Here is a 21394-nt window from a genome sequence, read left to right on the forward strand (position 1 = left end):
AATCCCGCCGCACATGCCGGATCCCGGTTCCTTACGGCCCCGAAAGAACTCCCCCGCGGCGCTCGTGCCGTATCTACCGTCGGTTTCGTACTCGACAGCCGGCACGTCCGTCGCCGGCGCATCCACGGAATGGAGCACTCATGCGCAAGATCGCTTTCGTCCCCGCCTCGCTCGGCGTGGCCGTCCTGGCTCTGGGCCTGTCGCTCGCGGGCTGCAGCTCGACACCGGGGGGTTCCTCGCCGTCGTCCGACACGATGTCGACCTCGTCGTCCGAGCCGAGTTCGTCCCCGATGTCGTCCATGGACGCCATGCACAAGACCGGGACGTTCACGGGCCTGAACGGCAAGAAGGTGCAGGGCTCCGTGACCGTGTCCGGATCCGAGCTCATGCTCACCGGCTTCTCCTCCGACGAGGGCCCGGATCTGCACGTGTACCTGACGAACGGCACCGACGAGGCGGCCGTCTCCGCCGGCAAGCAGATCGACGCGGTCGCCTTCGACAAAGCGTCGCAGACGTTCATGCTGAGCGGCGTCGACCTCTCGATGTACACCGACGTCGTGATCCACTGCGACAAGGCCAAGGCGGTGTTCGGGGCCGCTTCCCTCTCATGACCGCGACCGCGGTGCGGGTCGGCCGTGGGGAGCCGGCCCGCACCGCGCCCTGGCTGCTCGCCTCCGCGCTTCTCGGCGCGGCGGCCCGGATCGCGGCGGGCGCGCTGTGGCTGAACGAGGGGATCCTGAAGTATCGCGCCGGATTCGGATCCGCCGACATCCTGCTCGTCGCGCAGGGCGCCGCGGGCAACAGCCGCGTGCCGTTCTTCTTCCGCCCTCTGGGCGCCCTCATGCAGGCGGCGCCGGACCTGTTCGGCATCGCGATCCCGGCGCTCGAGGCCGGGTTGGGGCTGCTGCTCGTGCTCGGCCTTGGTCGAGTGCTGACCGCGATCGCCGCCCTCGGATCCATCGCGACCCTGATGCTGTACTGGTCGTCGGATCAGCTCATCGCGCAGTACCCGGCGATGGTGCTGCTGTCGGCCGTGGTGCTGGCACTGCCGCGGGCGGGGCGGGTGGGGGTCGCCTGGTGGTGGGAGCGACGGCGCGGGCGTTGACGCGTGCGGGAGGCCTCGTCAGCTCCGACGGAACCAGCGCTTCCTCGGTTCGAGCGCCGGGGGTTCCGCTGCCGCGGCGGCTGCCCGGCGTCCGTGCCATGCCTCGACCTCGGCGTCCACGTCCCGAGGCTTCGTCACCACCGGCGGGCCGCCGAGCAGCTGACGCCGGGCATCGACCACGCGCCGGTTGAAGTCCTCCAGCACCGCGCGCACGTCGCCCTCCCGCCGCAGGGCGTCGAGCCGGGCGTCGAGCTCGCGGTCCTCGACGCGCAGCATGAGCGCGGGCGGGCCGAGACCGGTGAGGTTCTCCCGCTCGATCTTGCGGCGGATCCACCAGTCCGGATCGTGATGATCGCCATGGACGGTTCGGACGCCCTTCGGTTGGCCTCGATCCTGGGCGTCGAGAAGGTCATGAAGTGCCTCGGGCCTGCGGCCGCCGAGGCTCCCTCAGAGGCTTGAGCCGCGTGGGCGGACGGGATCCGTCGTGGTCGCCGTCTTCACGCGCCCGGTTCGATTCTCTTGGGCCCGCGAAATCTGCCTCCGATGGACGGCAGTTGCCTGAGACGCGTGGATCATCCGCCGGTCGTGAGGTCAGGGGGATGAGAACTCGCCTTAACCGCCCTCGCGTGATGCTGGTCGTTGAGCTGAAATGGGCTCCTGGCCGCAAACGTGACTGGGAACTGGGCGAACTCCAGCGCTCTCCACATTGGCGAATCTCTAGACCAGCAACTTGCAGGACGCAGTCCCGCCAGGCATCTGATGACGATGTCGTGCAACGAAACCGTAGATTCTCGATGCTACCGATCGAACAATGGGCCATCCGAGAATCAAGCCGGCCAATCTCCAGGTGCGCTGGGGGGAGCCAGAAAGGACCCAAGCGAACGCCCGTGCACCTGAGGCCAGAACTGTCCCGTCGTCTGCGAGAAGCCACACCCTGGTCCTCACTTGATCCTCAGCCAGCCCGAGCCGTTCGAGAGGGGCTGACTGCCAAGAGGCCGGCCGAACAGCGCTGCGCTTCATCAACCACCTGACGGAGAGACTGCAGAAAGCACAGTCTCCGTCAAAGATGAGAAGGCCGTGTCCGCGGAGCTGCATTCCGGCGTCCGACCTCGTTCGCTCAGGGTGTCGCATGCCGGCTCGCTCGTATCGTGCTCCACACGCCTCCCACAAGGATCGCAGCGATTGAGCATCCCACCGTGACCTCGGCCAGGGGCTCTGATCCGTGGGTCTGGACGAGCACGATCGCGATGACCGCCAGGAGCGCGCAGATGAACGCGCCAACTCCTGCCGGCAGCAATCCGGCGCGATGCGCTCGCTTCCATGCGTCGTCGCTGCTCAAAGTCGCCGCAGTGCGTATTCCTATGAAACGATTCCGTCCCAGGCTGCCCGCTGCGGCCAGAGCGATGGTGATGACGCTCAGGGCCGCCAGCGCGAGGAAGAGGATCGCGATAGCGGTTGTCATGATCTAGCTACCTCCTTGGCTCAGAGCAGGCTCTGGCGTTGCGATACCTGGCTTTCGTGGTGCCGCTGATGCTTGCTTCGCTCGTCGAGGGATCTGCACTCCAACGTATCCGAGAAGCCTTCGGACTGTTACGGGGGTCGGAGATGGATCAAGTGTGTGCGGAGCCGAAGCGACAATTGCTGTTCCGATCATGATGAGCCCGAAGCTCCAGAGTCCCATTGTGGCGATGATGAATCCGTGTAGAAGGATGTCGAGCCCAAGCGCACGCTCTCGCCACCGTCGAGGGCCGAGAATCAGTACCGCGATCAAGAGCTCAAGGAGGATTCCTCCCCAGGTCATCAGCGCGACGAAGATGGGGATCGCCGTCAAGTCATGCAGGATGACGTACGGTAAGCCTGATGCGCCGAACAGCGGGTCTCGAATGAAGTAGTACTCAGCGGAGCCGTTTGCCCAGTCGTCCGTCCAGAACTTCGATATCCCCGCATGGAAGTAGACGATCGCGACCTGTACACGGATGCCCACCAGCGCCGCCAACGCGAGCGAACTCAGAAGGCGTGGTCTTGGTTTCGTGGGGCGGGTCCAATGCCAGGTTCGATTGTCAGCAAGACCGATCACGACGAGCAGGACCACGATGATTCGCGCGATCTGCTCCCCTCCGTCAGGCAACGAGATGCTCCAGCCGAGAGAGATCGAGACCCAGGCGTGAAGCCAAACGGTGTATCTCGGCAGGAACCCGCTGATCACGATGACGAGCATCGCAACCATCACCCAGCGCCGTAGTTCTTGAGGGATCTCAGAACCCCCGATGCAGTAGAGCGTGATCGACCTCACTCCATTGCACGCGGGGCCTGGCCCAGTTCCCAGAAGAGGCTGCAACAACGATGCGGGAGTGGTGAACACGAGAACGGTGAGCTGCGCGAAAGCGATCAGGCTCCGCCCAACTCCGAACCATGGGGTGCGAGGTTCGAAATTGGCGAGAACGGTACGCAGGTGCTTCATCGGAGATCGACCTTTCCCGAGCAGTCCACGATCGCATGCGCGGTGCGAACGATCCGAGTGTCCCCGACGCTCTCGAAACCCCGATACAGCCAGGGCGTGATCGTCTCGTACGTCAGCACAACATCGCCACAAATCGTCCGCGTGAACTCAGAGTTGGTGAGATGCGTAGGGGTGGACTCCGCCGATTTCGACAAGCACGTGCTCGCCTGGCCAGTACAATCGACCCAAATGAGCGCGTGGTCGGCGTTCAGGACCGCGATCTCCGGTCCCTGTGCGCGTTGATTGCGCGAAAGGCCGAACAGGTTGCTAGCGCGAGACTGCGGGGTGACTAAGAGCGATTCCCTCGTTTTGGCGACATAGGCGCCAGCCTGTGGGCCCTCTGGACTCTTCGTGAAGAACGCCCACCCCTGGGGGAAGGTCTCCCCGAACGCGCGTTTGATCGTATCTGCCGTGCCGCCGCTCAGAACGTTGGTGGGCCAGGAGGCATACGCCCCCAACGCGAACAGCGATGCGATGGCAGCGGCGCCGATCCAGAAGACCATCAGCTGACACTTGGAGGCGTTGCCCGGTGACACTTTCTCGTCCTGAGCGTGCGACACAACAGTCTCCGATCAGATCGTGCGAGCGAGCTCGGCTGAGAAGCCTTGGAGATCGAACTTGGTCCCCTCATCCGACGGCACGTAGGCGTTGACGACCGCGTACAGCGTGACGACAACTGCACCCGCAGCGGCCACGATGAACACGGCGACTGCGCCGGCGACCGCGAAGAAGACAGGTCCGGCTACGACACAGTCGGGAGATACCGCTCCGGGACCGGCCTGCTTTGTCAATACCGCGACGTCTGCACGGAACTGCTCGATTCCCGCCTGTGCCGTGTACGGGTCACCGGACTGGAGCGCGAGAGTGACCTTCTCGTTGAACGCCGGGTCGACGCTGTACAGCATCTTCGTCACCGCGGTAATCGCCTCAGGCGTGATGCCAGTCGGGGTGTTCGGCATCAGCTTCTTGGCGAGATCCGGATGCGCGGTGGCGATGCGTCCTGTCCCGAACATGACCAGGGCGACGATGTCGTCGTCGGAGTACTTCGCCGTCGCCTTGCTGTCGTCCGAACTGTGCGACACGGTAGCAGACCGGATGGCCGAAGTGCCGCCGGTTGAGCCCGTGCTTGCGTTGGCCACCGACGGTGCCAGCACCACGGCGATGGCGGTAACCGCGGCTAGCACTGAGCGTGACAACCAGCGAGAAAGCCGGCTAGGTGATTGATTGTGCATGAAACTCTCCGATCAATTGACCTCTCGGCATCGAGAGGGATGGTGTTCGGCATTTCGCGAACACTCGCGTAGCTGTTGGAACACTCGCGTAGCTGTTGACGGAATGCTCCCCGATGGTCCAGCTACACCCCCCAAGCTGGCGCTACCCGGTCAACAGGGGCAATGGACCCGTACCCCGACGAACGACGAGAGATGCTTGGACTTTCGTCTATCCGGCGATAGACGAAGGGTGATCGGGTAGTCGGCTGTGCTGGTGAGTCAGCCAAGCGGGAGGTGGGCTTCACCCCTCCATGCGTCGTCGATCGGCCCGGAGTGGAGTTTTCCGCCCAACTGACGTGCGCAAGCGGTCATGCGCATGATGCCGTAGCCTCCGGAGAGGAACTCCTCGCGCCTCACACGCGGTGGGAGAGGACTTCGGATCGTCATCGTCGCGCTGTCGGGCCGTATGTGTATGGAGATCTCGACTGTTCCGCGGCCACCGTGCTTGAGGACATGCGTGATGGACTCGCGAAGGATGCGGGCAGGTGCCGTGTCGACGACACGAGGGACTCGAGGATCCATTGCATTCCCTTCGACAAGAAGCGTGTCTCCCACACCCTGCAACTCAAAACGGGCACTTCGAGCGCTGTGGCCAGGTCCTCGCGAGGGGACTCGACGAGCACCGCAGGTCCGCGTGCCTGTTCGACTACACGTCGGAGATCTCCGAGGGCCTTGTGAGCGGCATCGCGGATCGTCTGCCGAGACTGGGCGCGGAGCTCATCGCCGATCGGCTGATCCGGAAGGCGGGAGTACATGACGATGACGGTGAGGTCATGAGCGATGACATCATGCAGTTCGTCGGCGATCCTTTGCCGCTCGGCGAAGGCGACCGCTTGCTCGGCTTGCTCCTGCGCCCGCAGCCTGTCCTGGAGCCGCTGCTCGCGAGCAGTCCCGACAGCGAGCAAGTAGCCAACGGCGCCAGAGACGGTGGCAATGAGCAGCGCAGCCGCGAAGTTCCTCGGCCTGAGGCCGGACACGAACGTCGCTGCGGCCGCGCCCGAAAGCAGGAACCCCCCCCCCCCCGACGAAGACGACCAGAAGCGGTCTGGCCGCAGTGCGTACGACGCAGCCCATTGCGACAGCCAGCGCGACGAGGACGGCACCTTCAGTGTCGACGGCGAAGGAGATGCACATCGCCACCAGCAGGGCGACGACCGCGAACAGCGGCGACCAGACAAACAGGGCGAACGCTGCCGTGGTGTAGTGGCGCGCTCATGTGCGGTGCGCAGGGCGTGGCAGTCGACGCATCGGACATCTGACTGCCGCGAGGGCTCGCGTTGTCGGCACCCCTCGCTATCCTCGGCCCCATGAAGACTGTGGATGTTGCGCACGCTGATGTCGAGAAGGCCCGCAAGGCAGCTGTTAGTGCGCAGGGTGCGTACTTGAGCTCTCTGGTCGAGGAGTGGCGCGCAATGGCTCAAGAAAAGGTGCGCGCGCTGGTAGTGGAGAAGCAGCCACAGGTCACGCAAGCGATGGGAACGAAGGTGTCTGAGTTCAGGCATCAGTTGAGCGCCGTCATCGACGACGGGGCCGATCAGGTCGCTGAGCTATTCAGCAAGGCTTCGGATCCCGACCAACTCGCCCGTCAGGTGCGTCGGACGTACAACTCGAGGCGAGTCGCTCCGAGTCTCGGAGGCTACAAGGGACCGATCGAGCTCCTCACACAGCCGCTCCACGATCTCCTGCAGGCGCATGGATACAGCCCTGACCTGATCAAGAGCGGTGCCGCCGCGGCTTCCTACAGTTCTTTCGGATTCACGGCAAGCGACTTCCCTCTGCCGAGCCTCGGGGTCCGTGAAGCGTACGCGGATGCGATTGAGCCCTACGGTCACGCGCTGCTGGATCTCGCTGATGCCGAACATGCTGAGGCTTCATCCCAGGTGGCAGGCATCTGGGACAACAGCTAGATTCGGGCATTCCTGCGCGGAGCACAGTTTCATCGTCATTGTGCGCCCTTCGAAGAGGGGGCTCCAAACGTGACCGTCCAGGCCAGGAGAAGACCAACACGCTCGGAGCCCGGTCGGTTACCGTGCCGCACGGATCGCGTGGATCAGCGCGGAACGGAGCGGGGTGGCCTTGTCGGCGCCGTCGGGCAGCGCCTCGGCTGCAGTGATCAGGGCGCCGGCGGTGGTGTGCTCGGTTCCGGTGCCGAGAGCGCCCGAGAGGTGCGTGTGGACCTGTGCGGCGAGGTACTCGGTGTCCAGTGGCGGGGTGAGGTTCGGGTTCGCCTGCCGCGTTAAGAACGCGTCGACGGCGAAGCTGTGCTGGGTGGGGGATGCGCGGAAACCTCTGCGGAAACCATGTCCCTCACGGGCCGGAATTCCGCGGAATCTGGCTACACTCCGAAGTACAGCTCGCACCCTGGTTGCGGCCTCGTGTCTGATGTCGTAGAACACAACGGTTGGCACTCTGCTCCCCGGTGTCGGCGGCTGACCCGCGCCGGAGTCCTTCAAGGCCATGCTCCTCACCGCGTCGCCGGTCAAGCCGCCCAGTGCGGCAGAACTCGCTCGGGGTCGAAGTTCCCCGTCCGCGGGTCCCGGCGGCGATCGTTGCGGCGGGGAGGATGGCTCGGATGATCGCGTGCTGCCGATCCAGGCTGTATGTGTCCCACCGTTTCCCGGAGGATAGTGCCGTTGCCGACCAGGCTGCCCAACGTGTCCTTCGACGCGAGCGTTTCCAACACCCGAGCGGCCTCCGCGGCTTTCGCCTCCGCGACCGGACGTGCCGCCAGGTACTCGGCCTTGGTGATCTCCCCGGCGGCGAACATCTCCGCCACATCCATCAATCGGCGTTGCGCTGCTTCCAGGGACGCGACCGCGTCCGCATGCTTCGCGTCGGTCTCCTGCCGTCCCTCCAGTGTTGCGACGACCTCGGGCGTGTCCAGTCGATAGAGAGTTGCTTCGGTCAGCCATGTCTTCACCGGGACCGCGCTGATCGTCGCCCAGCCGCGATCCGCGACCAGACGCATGCAATCCTCAACCTGACGGGCAACTCCCAAGCCCTCGCCCGTCTTGTCCGCAGAAATCCGCGCATACACCGCCACCGGACGGCTCAAGCTCGCTGCACTTATGAAGTTCAGACTACCCACTGACAGGCAACGGCGTCGCCCTGTGCTGGCACCACCACCGCACGCTCGACGTGTCGGGCTGGCAGGTCCGCATGCGTCACGGCGTGCCGGAGATCCGCGGCCCCGCCTGGTGGGATCGCACCCGCACCTGGCACCGCCCTCGCACCCGTGGCGGTGCCCCCAGTGCGGTCCGAAGCCTCCTGACCGCGGCCCTCGCCCCGCTGGGATGAGCGCCCACGGCGCACGGTGTCCCCGGCCGCCCCTAGGCTCGTACGGTGCCCTCCCCGACGCCGAACCCGAGCCCGGGTGACAGACCGCGCCCGAGCGGAGCACCGACCCTGAACCGCGAGATCATCCGCCTCGCCGTGCCCGCCCTCGGCGCGCTCGTGGCGGAGCCCGCGTTCCTCATGGTCGACGCGGCGCTCGTCGGACACCTCGGCACCACACCGCTGGCGGGGCTCGGCATCGCATCGGCGATCCTGCAGACCATCGTCGGGCTGATGATCTTCCTGGCCTACTCGACCACCCCCGCGGTGGCACGGCGGTTCGGCGCGGGTGACCACGGCGACGCCGTGTCGGTCGGCATCGACGGCATGTGGCTCGCGCTCGGCCTGGGCGCAGTGCTCGCGGTGATCGGTTCGCTGCTCACCCCCGCGGTGATCCCCTTGTTCGGCGCCAGCCCGGAGGTCGCGGCGCAGGCCGCTGCCTACCTCGCACCGTCCATGTGGGGGCTGCCTGCGATGCTCGTCGTCTACGCCGCGACCGGGCTGCTGCGCGGCATGCAGGACACCGTCACCCCGCTCTGGATCGCGGGCATCGGCTTCGCTGCCAACGCGCTGCTGAACTGGCTCTTCATCTACGGATTCGGCTGGGGCATCGCCGGATCCGCCTTCGGCACGGTCGTCGCCCAGTGGGGCATGGTCGGCGCCTACGTGCTCGTGATCGGGCGCCTGGCCCGCCGGCACGAGGCCTCGGTCGCACCGGAGCTGAGCGGGATCCGCGGATCCGCGCGCTCCGGAGGCTGGCTGTTCCTGCGCACCGTGAGCCTGCGGGTCGCGCTGCTCGCGACGGTGAGCATCGCGACCGGAATCGGCACGCGCGAGCTCGCCGGCTGGCAGGTCGTGTTCACGATCTTCTCCGCCGCGGCGTTCGCGCTCGACGCGCTCGCGATCGCCGCGCAGGCCCTCATCGGAAAGAGCCTGGGCGCCGAGGATCCGAACGGGGCGCGGCACGTGCTCGCCCGCACCGTCGCCTGGGGCGCCTGGTTCGGGGTGATCGTCGGAGTGCTCATCGCCGCACTGTCGGCGGTCATCGGACTCGCCTTCACGGGCGACCCTGCCCTCGCGGCGCTGATCCAGCCCGCCCTCATCGTGCTCGCCATCGCCCAGCCGATCGCCGGCATCGTGTTCGTCCTCGACGGGGTGCTCATGGGCGCCGGCGACGCGCGCTACCTCGCGATCGCCGGCGGGCTGAACCTCGTGCCGTTCCTGCCCGCGCTCGCGATCATCGCCGCGACCGGCGTGAACGGCGCGGCGGGCCTGGTCTGGCTCGCCGTCGCGTTCTTCGGCGTGTACCTGTGCGCGAGGCTCGCCACTCTCGGTCTGCGGGTGCGGACCGGACGCTGGCTCGCGCTCGAGGTCTGAGGAGATCAGCCTCCGACCTCGGTCGTGGAGGCCTCCGACCTCGGTCGTGCAGAGGGGCCCCGATCCGGATCATTCGGTCCGCACCGCACGGATCCCCGCGACGTTGTGCACCGATTCCGTGATCGCCGGTCAGGGGCTCTCGTTCCCTGGCATTCTGGGCGGATCCACGCGACACTGAAGGGGTGCTGACCATGAACGAACCGCAGGTGTGGACCCTCATCGGGGTGTTCGCGGCCGGGATGTTCGGCATGATCACGATCGTCACGACAATGTTCACGCGCGTCGTCCGTTCGGAGATCCATTCTTTGCGCGTCGACCTCAAGGGCGACATCGCGGAGCTGCGCGGGGAGATCCGAAACATCGACCGCGACGTCAGCGCCCTCATGAAGCACACCTTCGGCATCGACCGCGACTGACGAACCCTCATCGCACGCTGCGATGCACCTCGCGCTCCTCGATCGCGTCGAGCTCCGCCGTCGCCCGCGCCCGCAGGGTATCGGACAGCCCGCGGTCGCCGATCGCCCGGGGCGCCGCGAGGCGCTCGTCCAGGCGGCCGCGATGCATCGCGTAACCCCACGTGGCGAGGGCGAGCAGCGGCCCCCACAGCCAGAACGGCAGCACGAGCAGCAGCTCCAGCACGCCGACCGCCAGCGCGCCGCCGCTCGTCGCGGCGACGCGCACCAGATCCACACCGCCCACCGTGAACATCACCGCCACGAACGATGCCGCGACCACCACCAACCCGGCGGGAACCGGACGGCCCCCGACACCGCCCATCCACTGGGGGAACCGGTCCGCCCACGGCAGGCACAGCGCGAGCGTGAGCAGCCCCGCCGCGAGCATCGCCCCGCCGAGCAGCAGGCCCACCATGAGGATGTCCGGCGCGAGAGCGCCCGTCGGCGCGAACAGCGGCCAGGGCGTCAGCCACGTGAGGCGGCAGAACACGTAGGGCAGCGCGCACAGCGCCGCCGCGGCGGTGACCGCCCGCCGATGCCGCCGCACGCCCGCGGCGAACCGCCCCCGCACGGCGGGCTCGCCGATCGCCCAGGCGGCGAGCGCACCTGCGGCGACCAGGTGCGCGAAGGAGACCGCCAACTCGCCGAGCCGCGGAGCGAGCGCGTCCAGCACGCGGGGCGCGAACGTCGTCAGCGGCAGGCGGAGCGCTGCGAGCACGACGACGCCGACGACGAGCGCGATTCCGATGACTCCGATCACGGGTCGTCGCACCGTCAGCAGCACGAGCCCCACGACGACCAGCCCCGCCACCACCAGCACGAACGAGTACCCGGCGACCGGGATGATCCCTCCGGGGATCAGCGCCGCCACCAGCAGCGCCGCGATCACCGCGGCGATGCGCAGTCCGCCCGGCGCCGCGCCGACGACGTCCCCGGCGCCGCCGCCGCGCTGTCCGCGCAGCCCGAGCACGCCGACGGCCACCGCGGCGAGCCCCGCCGCGATCGACACCGCCGCAGCCATGGGCGCCCCGACGGCGGTGGCGACGAGGCTCGGGGACGCTCCCGTGGGCAGGATGCCCGGGATGAGCAGTCCGATCGCGCCGAGAAGGGAGACGACCGCCCCGAGCGCAAGGGCGACGATCAGCAGCACGACACGCGTTCTGTTCCTCATGTCTCGAACGCTACGGATCCGGATCCGCTCTCCGCGTCGCCCTCGAGGACGGTCCCGGATCACCCTCAGGGATGATCCCCGGCGCGCCCCTACCGACCGGGGCGGCGGACGCCGTTCTCGTAGGCCCAGATCACGACGTGCAGGCGGTCGGCGAGACCGAGCTTCGCGAGGATCGCCTTGACATGCGTCTTCACGGTGTTCTCGCTGAGGAACAGGGCGCGCGCGATGTCGTCGTTCGACGCACCGGTGGCGAGCGCCTGCGCGACCTCGCGCTCCCGGCCGCTGAGCGGCGCGAGCGCCGTATCGGGATCGGCCGCGGGTCCCGCCTCCCGCACGAAGCCGAGCAGCGCCGCCGTCGCGCGCGGCGACATGGCGGCATCCCCGGCCGCGGCCGCGACCACCGCGTCGGCGAGATCCTGCGGGGTGGCGTCCTTCGTGAGGAACCCGCTCGCCCCCTCGCGGATCGCCTCGACGACGTACTGGTCGAGGTCGAAGGTCGTGAGCATGAGGATCCGGATCCCCGGCTTCAGCCGCAGGATCTCCCGAGTCGCGGCGATGCCGTCCATCCCCGGCATGCGGATGTCCATCAGCACGACGTCGACGGCGTGACCGCGCACGTGCGCGATGCCTCCGTGCGCATCGGCCGCGGTCGCGACCTCGGCGATGCGCGGATCCCGGCCGAGCATGATCGCGACCGCCTCGCGGAACAGTTCCTGATCGTCCACGAGCAGCACCCGGATCGTCATGCTCCCTCCCCTGCCGCGAGCACTGGGAGCACCGGCAACTCGGCCCGCAGCAGCCAGCCGTGCGATCCCGATCCGGACCCCGCGGACGATCCCGATCCCGCACTCGATCCCGAGGACGGTTTCGGCCGCGCCGCAGCAGCCGCGACCGCTCCCGACGCGAGCGACCCGCCCGCCAGCCGGATCCGCTCGCCGAGGCTCACGAGCCCGGTCCCGGCGCCGAGATCGGATCCGCTGCGCCCGGATCCGCCGTCGTCCTCGACCTCGGCGACGACCCGCTCCTCGGCCCAGGAGACGCGCACCTCGATCCGCACCGGCGGCAGCGCATGCCGCATGGCGTTCGTGAGCCCCTCGCGCACCGTGCGGTGCAGCGCGAGCGCCGACGCCGGAGCCAGGTCGCGACGGGCTCCGGCCTCCACGAGTCGGGCCTCGCACGCAGGACTGCGCACCGAGGCGACGAGCTCGGCCAGGGAGTCCACCGTCGGAAGCGGCTCCTTCGGGGCGTCGCCCTCGGCGGCGACGATCGCGCGCATGCCCCGCAGCGCGTCGCGGCCCGTGTCCACGACCACGCCGAGCGCGCGCTCGCTGACCTCGGGCCGCTCTCGGACGAGCGCCCGCGCAACCTCGGACTGCGCGATCATGACCGTCATCGCGTGCGCGACGACGTCGTGCAGCTCTCCGTTGATGCGCATCCGCTCGTCCGCGATCGCCTGCCGCACGCGCACCGCGGTGCGCTCCTCGGCGCGGCTCGTCGCGAACCGCACCAGCAGACCGCACGCCCACGCTGCGGTCGCGCAGGCCGCGAGTCCGAGGAAGGCGCCGAGCCGCAGCAGCCAGACGTCGATGCCTGCCGCGGAGCCGAACGTCGGCTCGGCGAGCGCGATCATCCCAGCGCCGATGAGCCCGATACTCAGGGCGACGACGGAGAGCCGCACCCGCTCGCGCGCCGCGACCTGGGCGAGGCACAGCAGATACACGACCGCGGACGGGTGCATGACGGCGGACGCGTCGCGCGCCGCGGGGATCAGCACCAGGAGCAGCATCACCGCGCTCGCGACGAGGAAGCCCGCGACCGGTCGCCGTACCGACAGCAGTGAGGCGCCGTGCAGCGCCGCGAAGCCCAGCGCAAGCCCGAGGACGACCAGCAGCGCCGGGTGCGGGGTCGACCACGCGAGCGAGGCGAGGCTGATCGGCAGCAGCACCACGAGGGCCGCCAGCGCCACGATCAGCGAGGCGCCACCGCCGCGCACGCCGATCCGCGCCTTCCCTGTCTGCACGTCCCCATGCTGGCATGCGGTCGCGCACGCGTCCTCACCCGTGCGAGTGACCCGGATCCGGACTCGGGCTCGTGGATGCGCGAGGTTGCGGCGTCGCGAGATCGCGGGACGCCGGATCAGCCGGCGTGCCTCCGGCACCACTCGTACATGATCACAGCCGCCGCGGCACCGGCGTTGATCGAGCGGGTGGATCCGTACTGCGAGATCTCGACGTGCCCCGACGCCGCGGCGAGCGCCTCGTCCGAAAGCCCTGGACCTTCCGCGCCGAACAGCAGCACGCAGCGCTGCGGCAGGTCGGCCCGGTCCACCGGGACCGCACCCTCGAGGTTGTCCACGGCGATGATCGGGATCCGCTCCGCCTCCGCCCACGCGGTGAACGCCTGCACCGTCTCGTGATGCACGACGTGCTGGTAGCGGTCGGTGACCATGGCGCCCCGGCGGTTCCAGCGCCGCCGCCCGATGATGTGCACGGTGTCGGCGAGGAACGCGTTCGCACTGCGCACGATCGAGCCGATGTTCATGTCGTGCTGCCAGTTCTCGATCGCCACGTGGAAGGCGTGTCGTCGGGAGTCGAGGTCGGCGACGATCGCCTCCATCCGCCAGTAGCGGTAGGCGTCGACGACGTTCCGCCGGTCGCCGTGGGCGAGCAGGTCGGGATCGAAGTGCTCCCCCGCAGGCCACGCGTCGGGACCGCCCGGCCAGGGGCCGACGCCGTGCTCGACGGGCTCCGCAGCGTCATCCGCCGTCGTCGCTGTTTCACTCTCGGGCGCCGGATCCTGCATCCCGCCAGCGTAGCCGCGGGAGCGCGCCGAGGTTCCGCACGGTTCGCGTGGGCCCGCGCTCTCCCTCGCTCGTGCGCCTGCGGCCCCTCGCCCGCGAGCCTGCGCCCCGCCCGCCCGATCCGGATATTTCGGTATGCCTAAAAATGGAGTAGGTTTTCGGTGTGCCTAAAACTACGGTGACCATCGCACCTCCTCGCTCCGACGCCCCGGCTTCCGCCCGCGGCGCGGCGCTGCTCGGGCCTGCGCTCGTCGCCGGAGTCGCCTACGTGGATCCGGGCAACGTCGCCAGCAACATGACCGCGGGCGCCGGCTACGGCTACCTGCTGGTGTGGGTCGTCGTCGTGGCCAACGTGATCGCGTGGCTGGTGCAGTACCTGTCGGCGAAGCTCGGCGTCGTCACGGGGCGCAGCCTGCCCGAGCTGCTCGGCGACCGGCTCAAGCATCGGTTCGCCCGCCGTGCGTACTGGCTGCAGGCCGAACTCGTCGCGATGGCGACCGACATCGCCGAGGTGATCGGCGGCGCGATCGCGCTGCAGCTGCTGTTCGGGATCCCGCTGCTCCTCGGCGGCTTCATCACGGGCGCGGTCTCGATGGTCCTGCTCGCCATCCAGGGGCGTCGTGGCGCGCGGCCGTTCGAGTTCGTCGTGATCGGCCTGCTCGCCGTCGTCACCGTCGGGTTCCTCGCCGGGCTGCTCGTCGCCCCGCCGGATCCGGCCGCAGCCCTCGGGGGGCTGACGCCGCGGTTCACGGATTCCGGATCCGTGCTGCTGGCCGCCTCGATCCTGGGCGCGACGATCATGCCGCACGCGATCTACGCGCACTCCGCCCTCGCCAGGGACCGGTTCGGATCCGCCCCGGTGCACCCCGGCGGAGACCCCGAGCCGGCCAGGCGCACCCCGATCGCACGGCTGCTGACCGCCACCCGGTGGGACGTCACGCTCGCGATGGTCGTCGCGGGGGCGGTGAACCTTGGCATGCTGCTGCTCGCCGCGGCCACGCTCCCCGGTGTGAGCGGCACCGACTCCCTCGAGGGCGCGCACGCCGCGATCAGCGCACAACTCGGCCCGCTCATCGGCACTCTGTTCGCCGTCGGGCTGCTGGCCTCGGGCCTCGCGTCGACCGCGGTCGGCGCCTACGCGGGCGCGGAGATCATGCACGGGCTGCTGCGCGTGCGCATCGCGATGCCGGTGCGCCGCATGGTCACGCTGATCCCGGCCCTGCTCATCCTCGGGCTCGGCGTGGATCCCACCTTCGCGCTCGTGCTCAGTCAGGTGGCGCTGTCGTTCGGGATCCCGTTCGCCCTCATCCCCCTCGTCGCCCTCACTGCCCGGCAGCGCACGCTCGGCCGCTACGCGAACCGCCTGTGGACCACGATCGCCGGCATCGTCGCCGCCGCGCTCCTGATCACGCTCAACGCCGTGCTGCTCTGGCTGCTCCTGACCGGAGCCTGACCGCGAGACTCCAACTCCGCGACGAGACTGCACGCCAGGACTGCAGTCTCGTCGCCCAGATGGAGTCTCGCGGTCAAGGGCGGTCGGGACCGGGGGGCGCTAACGCTCGGGCGAGGCGTCCGGTTCCCCGTCCTGCGCCTCGGTCCGGACCGCGGCCTGCACCTGCGTCTCGGCCCGAGCCTCGGCCTGCGTCTCGGCAGCCCGCGCGCTGTCCTTCGCGGCCTCGACCTCCGTCGCGACGTCCTGCGCATCGGCTCCCGACGCACCGGCGCCGGTCTGCGCGGGTACCAGTGCGCGGGCGATCCCCTGCAGCTCCGCGATCATCTCGAGCTGACGCCGGTTGATCTCCAGCAGCGCCTCGATGTCGACCCTCGCCGCGACGTTGGTGTCGAAGTCGTGCTGCGCGAGCGCGGCCGAGATCGCGTCCTGGCGCTTCGCGGCGATGAGCAGGATCGCCCCTTGCAACCCCGCCAGCATGCTGAGGAACAGGTTCAGCAGGATGAACGGATACGGATCCCATGCCGTCGTCCTGCTCGAGTTGAGGATCCACCAGACCGCCATGAACAGGACGAAGCCGCCGACGAAGGCCCAGCTGCCCATCCCGTTGCGGAGGCGATCGGCGGACCGCTCGCCGAGCGTGAGCTGCCCCTTCACCTGCTCGTGCCAGGTGCTCTCGGGCAGCGGTCGCGCACTGCCCTTCGGCAGCTGCGTGAGGAACGTGTTGAGGTCCTCGATCGACATGGCCTTCTCCCTCGGCATGCTCAGCTCCCTCACGCCCGGCGCCATCGCCGGACCCGGCTCCAGTCTCCCGCGTCGCCCGCCCGCGCCTCGCCGACTCGCTGACGCCGCGAGGCGCTGACGGGCCGGCACAGTGTGCCCGACGATGCGCCGATCGGCCGGCGCGAGATCCATCGGACGGACGATGCGGACCGGACGGGACCCACAGCCGCCGCGGGTAGGCTCGAAGGATGGCCAGATCCCGCCGCCCGTCCGCCGCGCAGCGCGCCGCCGAGAAGGCCGAAGCGCTGGCTTCCGCGCGCCGGGCCGTGCGGATCTGCACGTGGGCGTCGCTCGTCACCGCCGCCCTGGGGATCTTGCTCCTCGCCCTGCCGAAGCTCCTGCCGGTGGGCAGCCCGTGGGTGCAGCTCGCGCTCGGCGCGCTGACCCTGATCCTGTCGTTCCGCGCCCGCGCGATCGGCATGCGCGGGGTCGAGGGCTTCGACGGCCGCATGTCCCTGCTCGGCGCTCTCGCCGGATTCGCGATCATGTTCTTCGCCGGCCAGGCCGCGTTCGCGGTCCTCTCCGCCGTCGCATCCTGACTCCGCCGCCCCCTATCTCCGAGTCGTCCCCGTGAGCGGACCCCCTGGCGTGCGCTCATGGGGACGACTCGAAGGTGGGAAGGGCAACGGCGGCGGTTAGGGTGGACGGGTGGCATCCCCCGCGGCCGACGACTACCTGAAGACGGTGTTCGCGCACACCGAATGGCAGCCGACGCCGATCACCCCGTCGCAGCTCGCCGCGAAGCTCGGCATCGCCCCGTCCAGCGTCACCGAGATGGTGAAGAAGCTCGCCGCGGCGGGCCTCGTCTCGCACGTGCCCTACGGCGCGGTGCGGCTCACCGACGACGGCGAGCAGCGCGCGCTCGCGATCATCCGCCGGCACCGCCTCATCGAGACCTGGCTGGTGCGCGAGTTCGACTACGCGTGGGACGAGGTGCACGACGAGGCCGAGGTGCTCGAGCACACCATCAGCGACCGCCTGCTCGAGGGCATCGACGCCCGGCTGGGCCGGCCGCGCTTCGACCCCCACGGCGACGCGATCCCCGACGCCTCCGGTCGCATCGAGCGCGAGCCCTTCGTGCTGCTCGCCGACGCCGCGGCAGGGCACTCCGGCCGCGTCCTGCGGGTGGACGACCGGGATCCCGAGCTGCTGCGCACCCTGGAGTCCGCAGGGCTGGCGATCGGCGGCGAGGCCGTGGTGATCCCCGACGGCCTGCGGCTCGGCGGCACCGATGTCGTGCTCCCCGACGCCGCATCCGAGGTGGTCTGGCTGTCGGCCTGACGTCCGCCGTCATCCGCCCGTAATGTCGCGCCCCTAGGCTGTGTGCATGGTCGAACGCGCGGACATCGAATGCTGGCTCACCGACATGGACGGCGTGCTCGTGCACGAGAACGACGCCCTGCCCGGCGCCGCCGACCTGCTGGCCGGATGGGAGCGGGACGGGATCCCCTACCTCGTCCTCACGAACAACTCGATCTTCACCGCACGCGACCTCTCGGCCCGCCTCCGCTCGAGCGGCCTGCACGTGCCGGAGGAGCGGATCTGGACCTCCGCCCTCGCGACCGCCGACTTCCTCCAGCAGCAGCTGCCGGGCGGATCCGCGTTCGTGATCGGCGAGGCCGGCATCCTCACCGCCCTGCACGAGGCGGGCTTCATCATGACGGAGACGGATCCCGACTTCGTCGTGGTCGGCGAGACCCGCAACTACTCGTTCGAGGCGATCACGAAGGCGATCCGCCTCATCGAGGGCGGTGCCCGCTTCATCGTCACGAACCCCGATGCCACCGGCCCCAGCGCCGACGGCCCGATGCCGGCGACGGGAGCGATCGCGGCCCTCATCACGAAGGCGACGGGCAAGGACCCGTACGTGGTCGGCAAGCCGAACCCGATGATGTTCCGCTCCGCGCTCAACAAGATCGGCGCGCACTCGAAGAAGACGGGCATGATCGGCGACCGCATGGACACCGACATCGTCGCCGGCATCGAGGCGGGCCTGCACACCGTGCTCGTGCTCACCGGCATCAGCGACCGCGCCGAGATCGAGAAGTACCCGTTCCGTCCGGATGAGATCGTCGGAGGCGTGATCGACCTGGTCCGGGAGACGCCGGACACCGCGGGCCCTTCGGCAGGCTCGGGCACCGAGGACTGAGCGTTCCGATGGGCGCACTCGACCAGGGCGTGAGGGTCACCGCGGCGGACGCGGCGACCTGGCGCGCCTGGCTGGCCGAGAACCACGCGACCGCGACCGGCGCCTGGCTGGTGCGACCTCGTCCGGGCAACGACGACGTGCACGTCGACTACGAGGAGGCGATCCTGCAGGCGCTGTGCTTCGGCTGGATCGACGGGCCCGTGCGCAGCTTCGACGAGCGCCTCGGCGGCCTGTGGTTCGCGCCGCGGCGCGCGTCCAGCGGCTGGGCCGCGACGAACAAGGCCAGGGTCGCGCTGCTCGAGGAGGCGGGGCTGCTCGAGGCCGCGGGCATCCGGGCGATCGAGGTCGCCAAGGCGAACGGCGCCTGGAGCGTGCTGGACGGCCCCGAGGCCGGGATCGAGCCCGACGACCTCACGGCCGCTCTCGACGCCTCCCCCGCCGGGCGCGCGGGGTGGGACGCCTTCCCGCCGTCGGCGAAGAAGATCGGCCTGACGCAGATCGCGATGGCGAAGCGAGCCGAGACCAGGGCCGCGCGGATCGCGAAGATCGTCGCCGATGCGGCGGAGGGGAAGCGACCATGAGCTCGAACCCGATCCTCTGGGTCGCCGCCGTCATCGCCCTCGGCACGCTGGCCGCGTGGATCGTGCAGATCGTGCTCAGCCGGCGCCGCCGCGACGACGGCCGCGGCCCGTGGTGGGAAGGCCCCTGGGACGAGGACGAGCGGGACCGCTGACGCTCGGCCCGCAGCAATCGCCGCCGCGGCAATCGAGCGACCGGCGCCCCGGCTCCGGCCACCGCCCCCCTCAGTCCAGCGTGAGCGACGCGATCCCGACGACCGGCTCCGGCAGCCGGAGCGGGTCGGATCCTGGCGTGATCGTGCCCAGGATCCGCGGCGCATCCGCGCCGGTCGCGCCGGGCAGGACGGCGGGCACGCCGTGCAGCGTGCACCAGCCGATGAGCGCGAACAGGATCGCCTCCTTGGCATCGGCGGGGGCGCCGAGCGCGTCGGCCGACACGACCTCGACGCCGGCGAGCGCGGCGCGCAGGCCCTCCATGACGACCGGGTTGTGCGCCCCGCCGCCGGAGACCGCGAGGAGGGCCGCGCCCCGTGCCGCGATGTCGCGCGCGACCGTCCGCACGGTGAGCTCGGTGAGCGTGCGCACGAGATCGGCGTCGGCGATGCCGCGACCCTGCGCGGCGAGGTGGTCCTGCACATACGCGAGGTGGAAGTGCTCCTTGCCCGTGCTCTTCGGCGCGGGCAGCGCGTAGTAGGGGTCGTCCAGGAGCGCGGCGAGGAGGTCCTCGTCCACAAGACCGGCGGCCGCGATCCGTCCGTCGGCGTCGTAGCCGCGCTCGTCGAGCCCTCGATCCTGGATCACCGCGTCGATGAGCGCGTTCGCCGGGCCGATGTCGTAGCCGAGCACCGAGCCGGATCCGACCACGGTCACGTTGGCGATGCCGCCCAGGTTGAGCGCGGCGGCGGCACCGCCCGCGGGCAGGGCGTTCCGCAGCAGGAGGTCGTCGAGGAGCGAGACGAGCGGCGCGCCCTGGCCCCCTGCGGCGATGTCGCGGATCCGCACGTCGGAGACGACGGGTGCGCCCGTGCGCTCCGCGATCCATGCGGGCTGGCCGACCTGCAGCGTGCCGCGCGCGCGACCCTCTTCGATCCAGTGGAAGACCGTCTGCCCGTGCGAGCACACGGCGTCCACGCCGCCCACCGCGTCCGCCGCAGCGGCCGCGGCCTCGGCGAACGCCTGGCCGATCAGCGTGTCGAGCTCGCACACCTCGGCGAGCGTGGTCGCGGCGGGAGGCAGCGCCGCCACGAGGCGGGCACGCAGCTCGGGCGCGTACGGGGTCTCGGCCGTGTGCAGCACGGTCCCCCGCAGCACCGCGCCGTGCGCCTGAATGCCTTCGACGCGGAACTCCACGACGGCGGCGTCGATCCCGTCATGGGACGTGCCGGATTGCAGACCGAGGACGCGCATGATTACCGCAGCACGAGCGCCGCGGCGCCGATGAGCGGCCCCTCGTCGCCGAGCCCGGAGCGCACGACGCGCGTGCGTCGGGAGTAGTCGTGCTGCGCGCTCTCGGTGAGCGCGGCCTGCACGAGGTCGATGTAGTCGTCGGCGACGCGGGAGAAGCCGCCGCCGATCGCGACGACCTCCAGGTCCACGAGCGTCGAGGCGTCGGCGAGCGCCGCGCCCACCGTGCGGGCCGAGCGCTCGATCGCGGCGCGCGCGATCGCGTCGCCCGCCTTCGCGTCACGGGCCAGGTCCTCGCCCTGCTGCCCTGTCCATCCCTGCGTGCGGGCCCAGGCCACGCTCGCGGGGCCGGAGGCGACCTGCTCGACCGTGAGCTCGGGCGTCGCGTGCACCTGGCCGAGATGGCCGGCGTTGCCCGAGGATCCTGGCAGGTAGCGGCCGTCCACGACGAACCCGCCGCCGACGCCGGTCGACACCACGATCGAGAGCGACGCCGCGGCGCCCCGCGTGGCGCCGTAGCGCGCCTCGGCGAGAGCGAGGCAGCCGCCGTCGTGTGCGAGCACCGTCTCGACCGGCGCCCCGTGCTCCGCCTCGGCGGCGGACCGCACGGCGTCGCGCAGCCCGAAACCGTGCGCACCGGGCATGTTCACCGGCACGATCGCACCCTGCTCGCGGTCCACCGGCCCGGCGCTGCCGATGCCGGCGCCGACGAGCTCGTCCTCGGAGGCGCGGCCGGCGAGCGCATGGGCGACGACCTCGCCGATCGCCGTGCGCAGCGAGTCGAAGGTCGCATCGGGACCCGTCGGGCGACGGCTGCGCGTGCCGTCGACGACCGTCCCGTCGGCGCGCACCAGGGCGGCCTCGAGCTTGGTCCCGCCCACGTCGACGGCGAGCGCGACCCGACGGTCGTCCGTTGCGGATCCGGTCATGCGGCACTCCTCACATCGGGGACGGATGCACGATCGAGAGCCGGATGCACGACAGAATCCTGGATCCGGTCGTGCAGGCGTCGCGGCGT

At 69.9% G+C, this 21394-nt stretch carries 26 protein-coding genes and 1 pseudogene; 11 read left to right on the forward strand and 16 right to left on the reverse strand.

Features of this window, described 5'->3' with window-relative positions:
- Positions 1-140 precede the first annotated feature (140 nt).
- Positions 141-611 (forward strand): DM13 domain-containing protein, encoded by a 471-nt coding sequence (locus tag RS86_RS05420; protein WP_045271189.1) that lies wholly within the window; start codon positions 141-143, stop codon positions 609-611.
- The gene (locus tag RS86_RS05425; protein WP_152642083.1) at positions 608-1105 is read left to right on the forward strand and encodes a hypothetical protein; all 498 of its coding nucleotides are present in this window, start codon (positions 608-610) and stop codon (positions 1103-1105) included. The genes RS86_RS05420 and RS86_RS05425 overlap by 4 nt, the downstream gene beginning before the upstream one ends.
- An 18-nt stretch (positions 1106-1123) precedes the next feature.
- Here RS86_RS05425 and RS86_RS05430 read toward each other — a convergent pair.
- From RS86_RS05430 to RS86_RS21165, 7 genes and pseudogenes are all read right to left on the reverse strand, one after another.
- Positions 1124-1462: pseudogene (locus tag RS86_RS05430) on the reverse strand (DUF1992 domain-containing protein); the annotation flags it as partial.
- A 360-nt stretch (positions 1463-1822) separates the two neighbouring features.
- A complete protein-coding gene (locus RS86_RS21160) occupies positions 1823-2236 on the reverse strand; it encodes a thiol-disulfide oxidoreductase DCC family protein (protein WP_082076589.1) in 414 nt (137 codons plus the stop codon).
- Complete coding sequence (locus RS86_RS05435) at positions 2223-2567, reverse strand: SdpI family protein (protein WP_045271190.1); 345 nt, start codon at positions 2565-2567, stop codon at positions 2223-2225. Before RS86_RS05435 ends, RS86_RS21160 begins: the two co-directional genes overlap by 14 nt.
- Before the next feature lie 3 nt (positions 2568-2570).
- Entirely contained in the window at positions 2571-3566 is a 996-nt protein-coding gene (locus RS86_RS20085; protein WP_082076590.1) for a sporulation-delaying protein SdpB family protein, read from the reverse strand.
- A complete protein-coding gene (locus RS86_RS05440) occupies positions 3563-4108 on the reverse strand; it encodes an SdpA family antimicrobial peptide system protein (protein WP_152642084.1) in 546 nt (181 codons plus the stop codon). The genes RS86_RS20085 and RS86_RS05440 overlap by 4 nt, the downstream gene beginning before the upstream one ends.
- 69 nt (positions 4109-4177) lie before the next feature.
- Positions 4178-4837 carry a hypothetical protein gene (locus tag RS86_RS05445; RefSeq protein ID WP_152642085.1) on the reverse strand — a complete coding sequence of 220 codons (660 nt, stop codon included), beginning with the start codon at positions 4835-4837 and terminating at the stop codon, positions 4178-4180.
- Between the two features lie 422 nt (positions 4838-5259).
- Positions 5260-6207 carry a sensor histidine kinase gene (locus RS86_RS21165; RefSeq protein ID WP_419177693.1) on the reverse strand — a complete coding sequence of 316 codons (948 nt, stop codon included), beginning with the start codon at positions 6205-6207 and terminating at the stop codon, positions 5260-5262.
- Here RS86_RS21165 and RS86_RS05455 point away from each other — a divergent pair.
- Positions 6184-6783 carry a hypothetical protein gene (locus tag RS86_RS05455; RefSeq protein ID WP_160299672.1) on the forward strand — a complete coding sequence of 200 codons (600 nt, stop codon included), beginning with the start codon at positions 6184-6186 and terminating at the stop codon, positions 6781-6783. The two genes, RS86_RS21165 and RS86_RS05455, sit on opposite strands and share 24 nt — an antisense overlap.
- Positions 6784-6900: 117 nt before the next feature.
- Here the strand turns inward: RS86_RS05455 and RS86_RS05460 are convergent, their stop codons facing one another.
- A complete protein-coding gene (locus tag RS86_RS05460) occupies positions 6901-7284 on the reverse strand; it encodes a hypothetical protein (RefSeq protein WP_152642086.1) in 384 nt (127 codons plus the stop codon).
- A 71-nt stretch (positions 7285-7355) separates the two neighbouring features.
- The gene (locus tag RS86_RS05465; RefSeq protein ID WP_045271196.1) at positions 7356-7844 is read right to left on the reverse strand and encodes a hypothetical protein; all 489 of its coding nucleotides are present in this window, start codon (positions 7842-7844) and stop codon (positions 7356-7358) included.
- Between the two features lie 374 nt (positions 7845-8218).
- Between RS86_RS05465 and RS86_RS05470 the strand changes: the two genes are divergently transcribed.
- Together RS86_RS05470 and RS86_RS05475 are read left to right on the forward strand one after the other, a co-directional pair.
- Positions 8219-9586, forward strand: coding sequence for an MATE family efflux transporter (locus RS86_RS05470; protein WP_045271197.1), 1368 nt, complete (start codon positions 8219-8221; stop codon positions 9584-9586).
- Positions 9587-9777: 191 nt separating this feature from the next.
- On the forward strand, positions 9778-10002 hold the full coding sequence (locus RS86_RS05475; protein WP_082076596.1) for a hypothetical protein: 225 nt from the start codon (positions 9778-9780) through the stop codon (positions 10000-10002).
- Positions 10003-10009: 7 nt separating this feature from the next.
- On the opposite strand, the gene RS86_RS05480 is transcribed toward RS86_RS05475, so the two are convergent.
- The 4 genes from RS86_RS05480 to RS86_RS05495 form a co-directional block, all read right to left on the reverse strand.
- Positions 10010-11212, reverse strand: a complete 1203-nt coding sequence (locus RS86_RS05480) for a hypothetical protein (RefSeq protein WP_152642087.1) — start codon at positions 11210-11212, stop codon at positions 10010-10012.
- An 89-nt stretch (positions 11213-11301) separates the two neighbouring features.
- Positions 11302-11958, reverse strand: a complete 657-nt coding sequence (locus RS86_RS05485; protein WP_045271200.1) for a response regulator transcription factor — start codon at positions 11956-11958, stop codon at positions 11302-11304.
- The gene (locus tag RS86_RS05490; protein WP_152642088.1) at positions 11955-13232 is read right to left on the reverse strand and encodes a sensor histidine kinase; all 1278 of its coding nucleotides are present in this window, start codon (positions 13230-13232) and stop codon (positions 11955-11957) included. Before RS86_RS05490 ends, RS86_RS05485 begins: the two co-directional genes overlap by 4 nt.
- Before the next feature lie 116 nt (positions 13233-13348).
- Positions 13349-14014 carry a TrmH family RNA methyltransferase gene (locus RS86_RS05495; RefSeq protein ID WP_045271202.1) on the reverse strand — a complete coding sequence of 222 codons (666 nt, stop codon included), beginning with the start codon at positions 14012-14014 and terminating at the stop codon, positions 13349-13351.
- A gap of 176 nt (positions 14015-14190) precedes the next feature.
- On the opposite strand from RS86_RS05495, the gene RS86_RS05500 reads away from it, so the two are divergent.
- The gene (locus RS86_RS05500) at positions 14191-15465 is read left to right on the forward strand and encodes an Nramp family divalent metal transporter (protein ID WP_235281627.1); all 1275 of its coding nucleotides are present in this window, start codon (positions 14191-14193) and stop codon (positions 15463-15465) included.
- Between the two features lie 99 nt (positions 15466-15564).
- On the opposite strand, the gene RS86_RS21135 is transcribed toward RS86_RS05500, so the two are convergent.
- Complete coding sequence (locus tag RS86_RS21135) at positions 15565-16224, reverse strand: DUF1003 domain-containing protein (RefSeq protein ID WP_327037087.1); 660 nt, start codon at positions 16222-16224, stop codon at positions 15565-15567.
- Positions 16225-16433: 209 nt separating this feature from the next.
- Here RS86_RS21135 and RS86_RS05510 point away from each other — a divergent pair, with 209 nt between their 5' ends.
- The 5 genes from RS86_RS05510 (at position 16434) to RS86_RS20745 (ending at position 19127) form a co-directional block, all read left to right on the forward strand.
- Positions 16434-16784 carry a hypothetical protein gene (locus RS86_RS05510; RefSeq protein WP_235281628.1) on the forward strand — a complete coding sequence of 117 codons (351 nt, stop codon included), beginning with the start codon at positions 16434-16436 and terminating at the stop codon, positions 16782-16784.
- Positions 16785-16893: 109 nt separating this feature from the next.
- A complete protein-coding gene (locus RS86_RS05515; protein WP_045271204.1) occupies positions 16894-17526 on the forward strand; it encodes a metal-dependent transcriptional regulator in 633 nt (210 codons plus the stop codon).
- Between the two features lie 46 nt (positions 17527-17572).
- Positions 17573-18394, forward strand: coding sequence for an HAD-IIA family hydrolase (locus tag RS86_RS05520; protein ID WP_045271205.1), 822 nt, complete (start codon positions 17573-17575; stop codon positions 18392-18394).
- An 8-nt stretch (positions 18395-18402) separates the two neighbouring features.
- Positions 18403-18975 (forward strand): YdeI/OmpD-associated family protein, encoded by a 573-nt coding sequence (locus RS86_RS05525; protein ID WP_045271206.1) that lies wholly within the window; start codon positions 18403-18405, stop codon positions 18973-18975.
- A complete protein-coding gene (locus RS86_RS20745) occupies positions 18972-19127 on the forward strand; it encodes a hypothetical protein (RefSeq protein ID WP_181158302.1) in 156 nt (51 codons plus the stop codon). Before RS86_RS05525 ends, RS86_RS20745 begins: the two co-directional genes overlap by 4 nt.
- A 70-nt stretch (positions 19128-19197) precedes the next feature.
- On the opposite strand, the gene RS86_RS05530 is transcribed toward RS86_RS20745, so the two are convergent.
- Together RS86_RS05530 and RS86_RS05535 are read right to left on the reverse strand one after the other, a co-directional pair.
- On the reverse strand, positions 19198-20379 hold the full coding sequence (locus tag RS86_RS05530; protein WP_045271207.1) for an anhydro-N-acetylmuramic acid kinase: 1182 nt from the start codon (positions 20377-20379) through the stop codon (positions 19198-19200).
- 2 nt (positions 20380-20381) lie between these two features.
- Complete coding sequence (locus RS86_RS05535) at positions 20382-21305, reverse strand: ROK family protein (protein ID WP_045271208.1); 924 nt, start codon at positions 21303-21305, stop codon at positions 20382-20384.
- Between the last annotated feature and the right edge of the window lie 89 nt (positions 21306-21394).

Origin of the sequence: Microbacterium azadirachtae (assembly GCF_000956505.1) — a bacterium.
Taxonomy (GTDB): domain Bacteria; phylum Actinomycetota; class Actinomycetes; order Actinomycetales; family Microbacteriaceae; genus Microbacterium; species Microbacterium azadirachtae_A.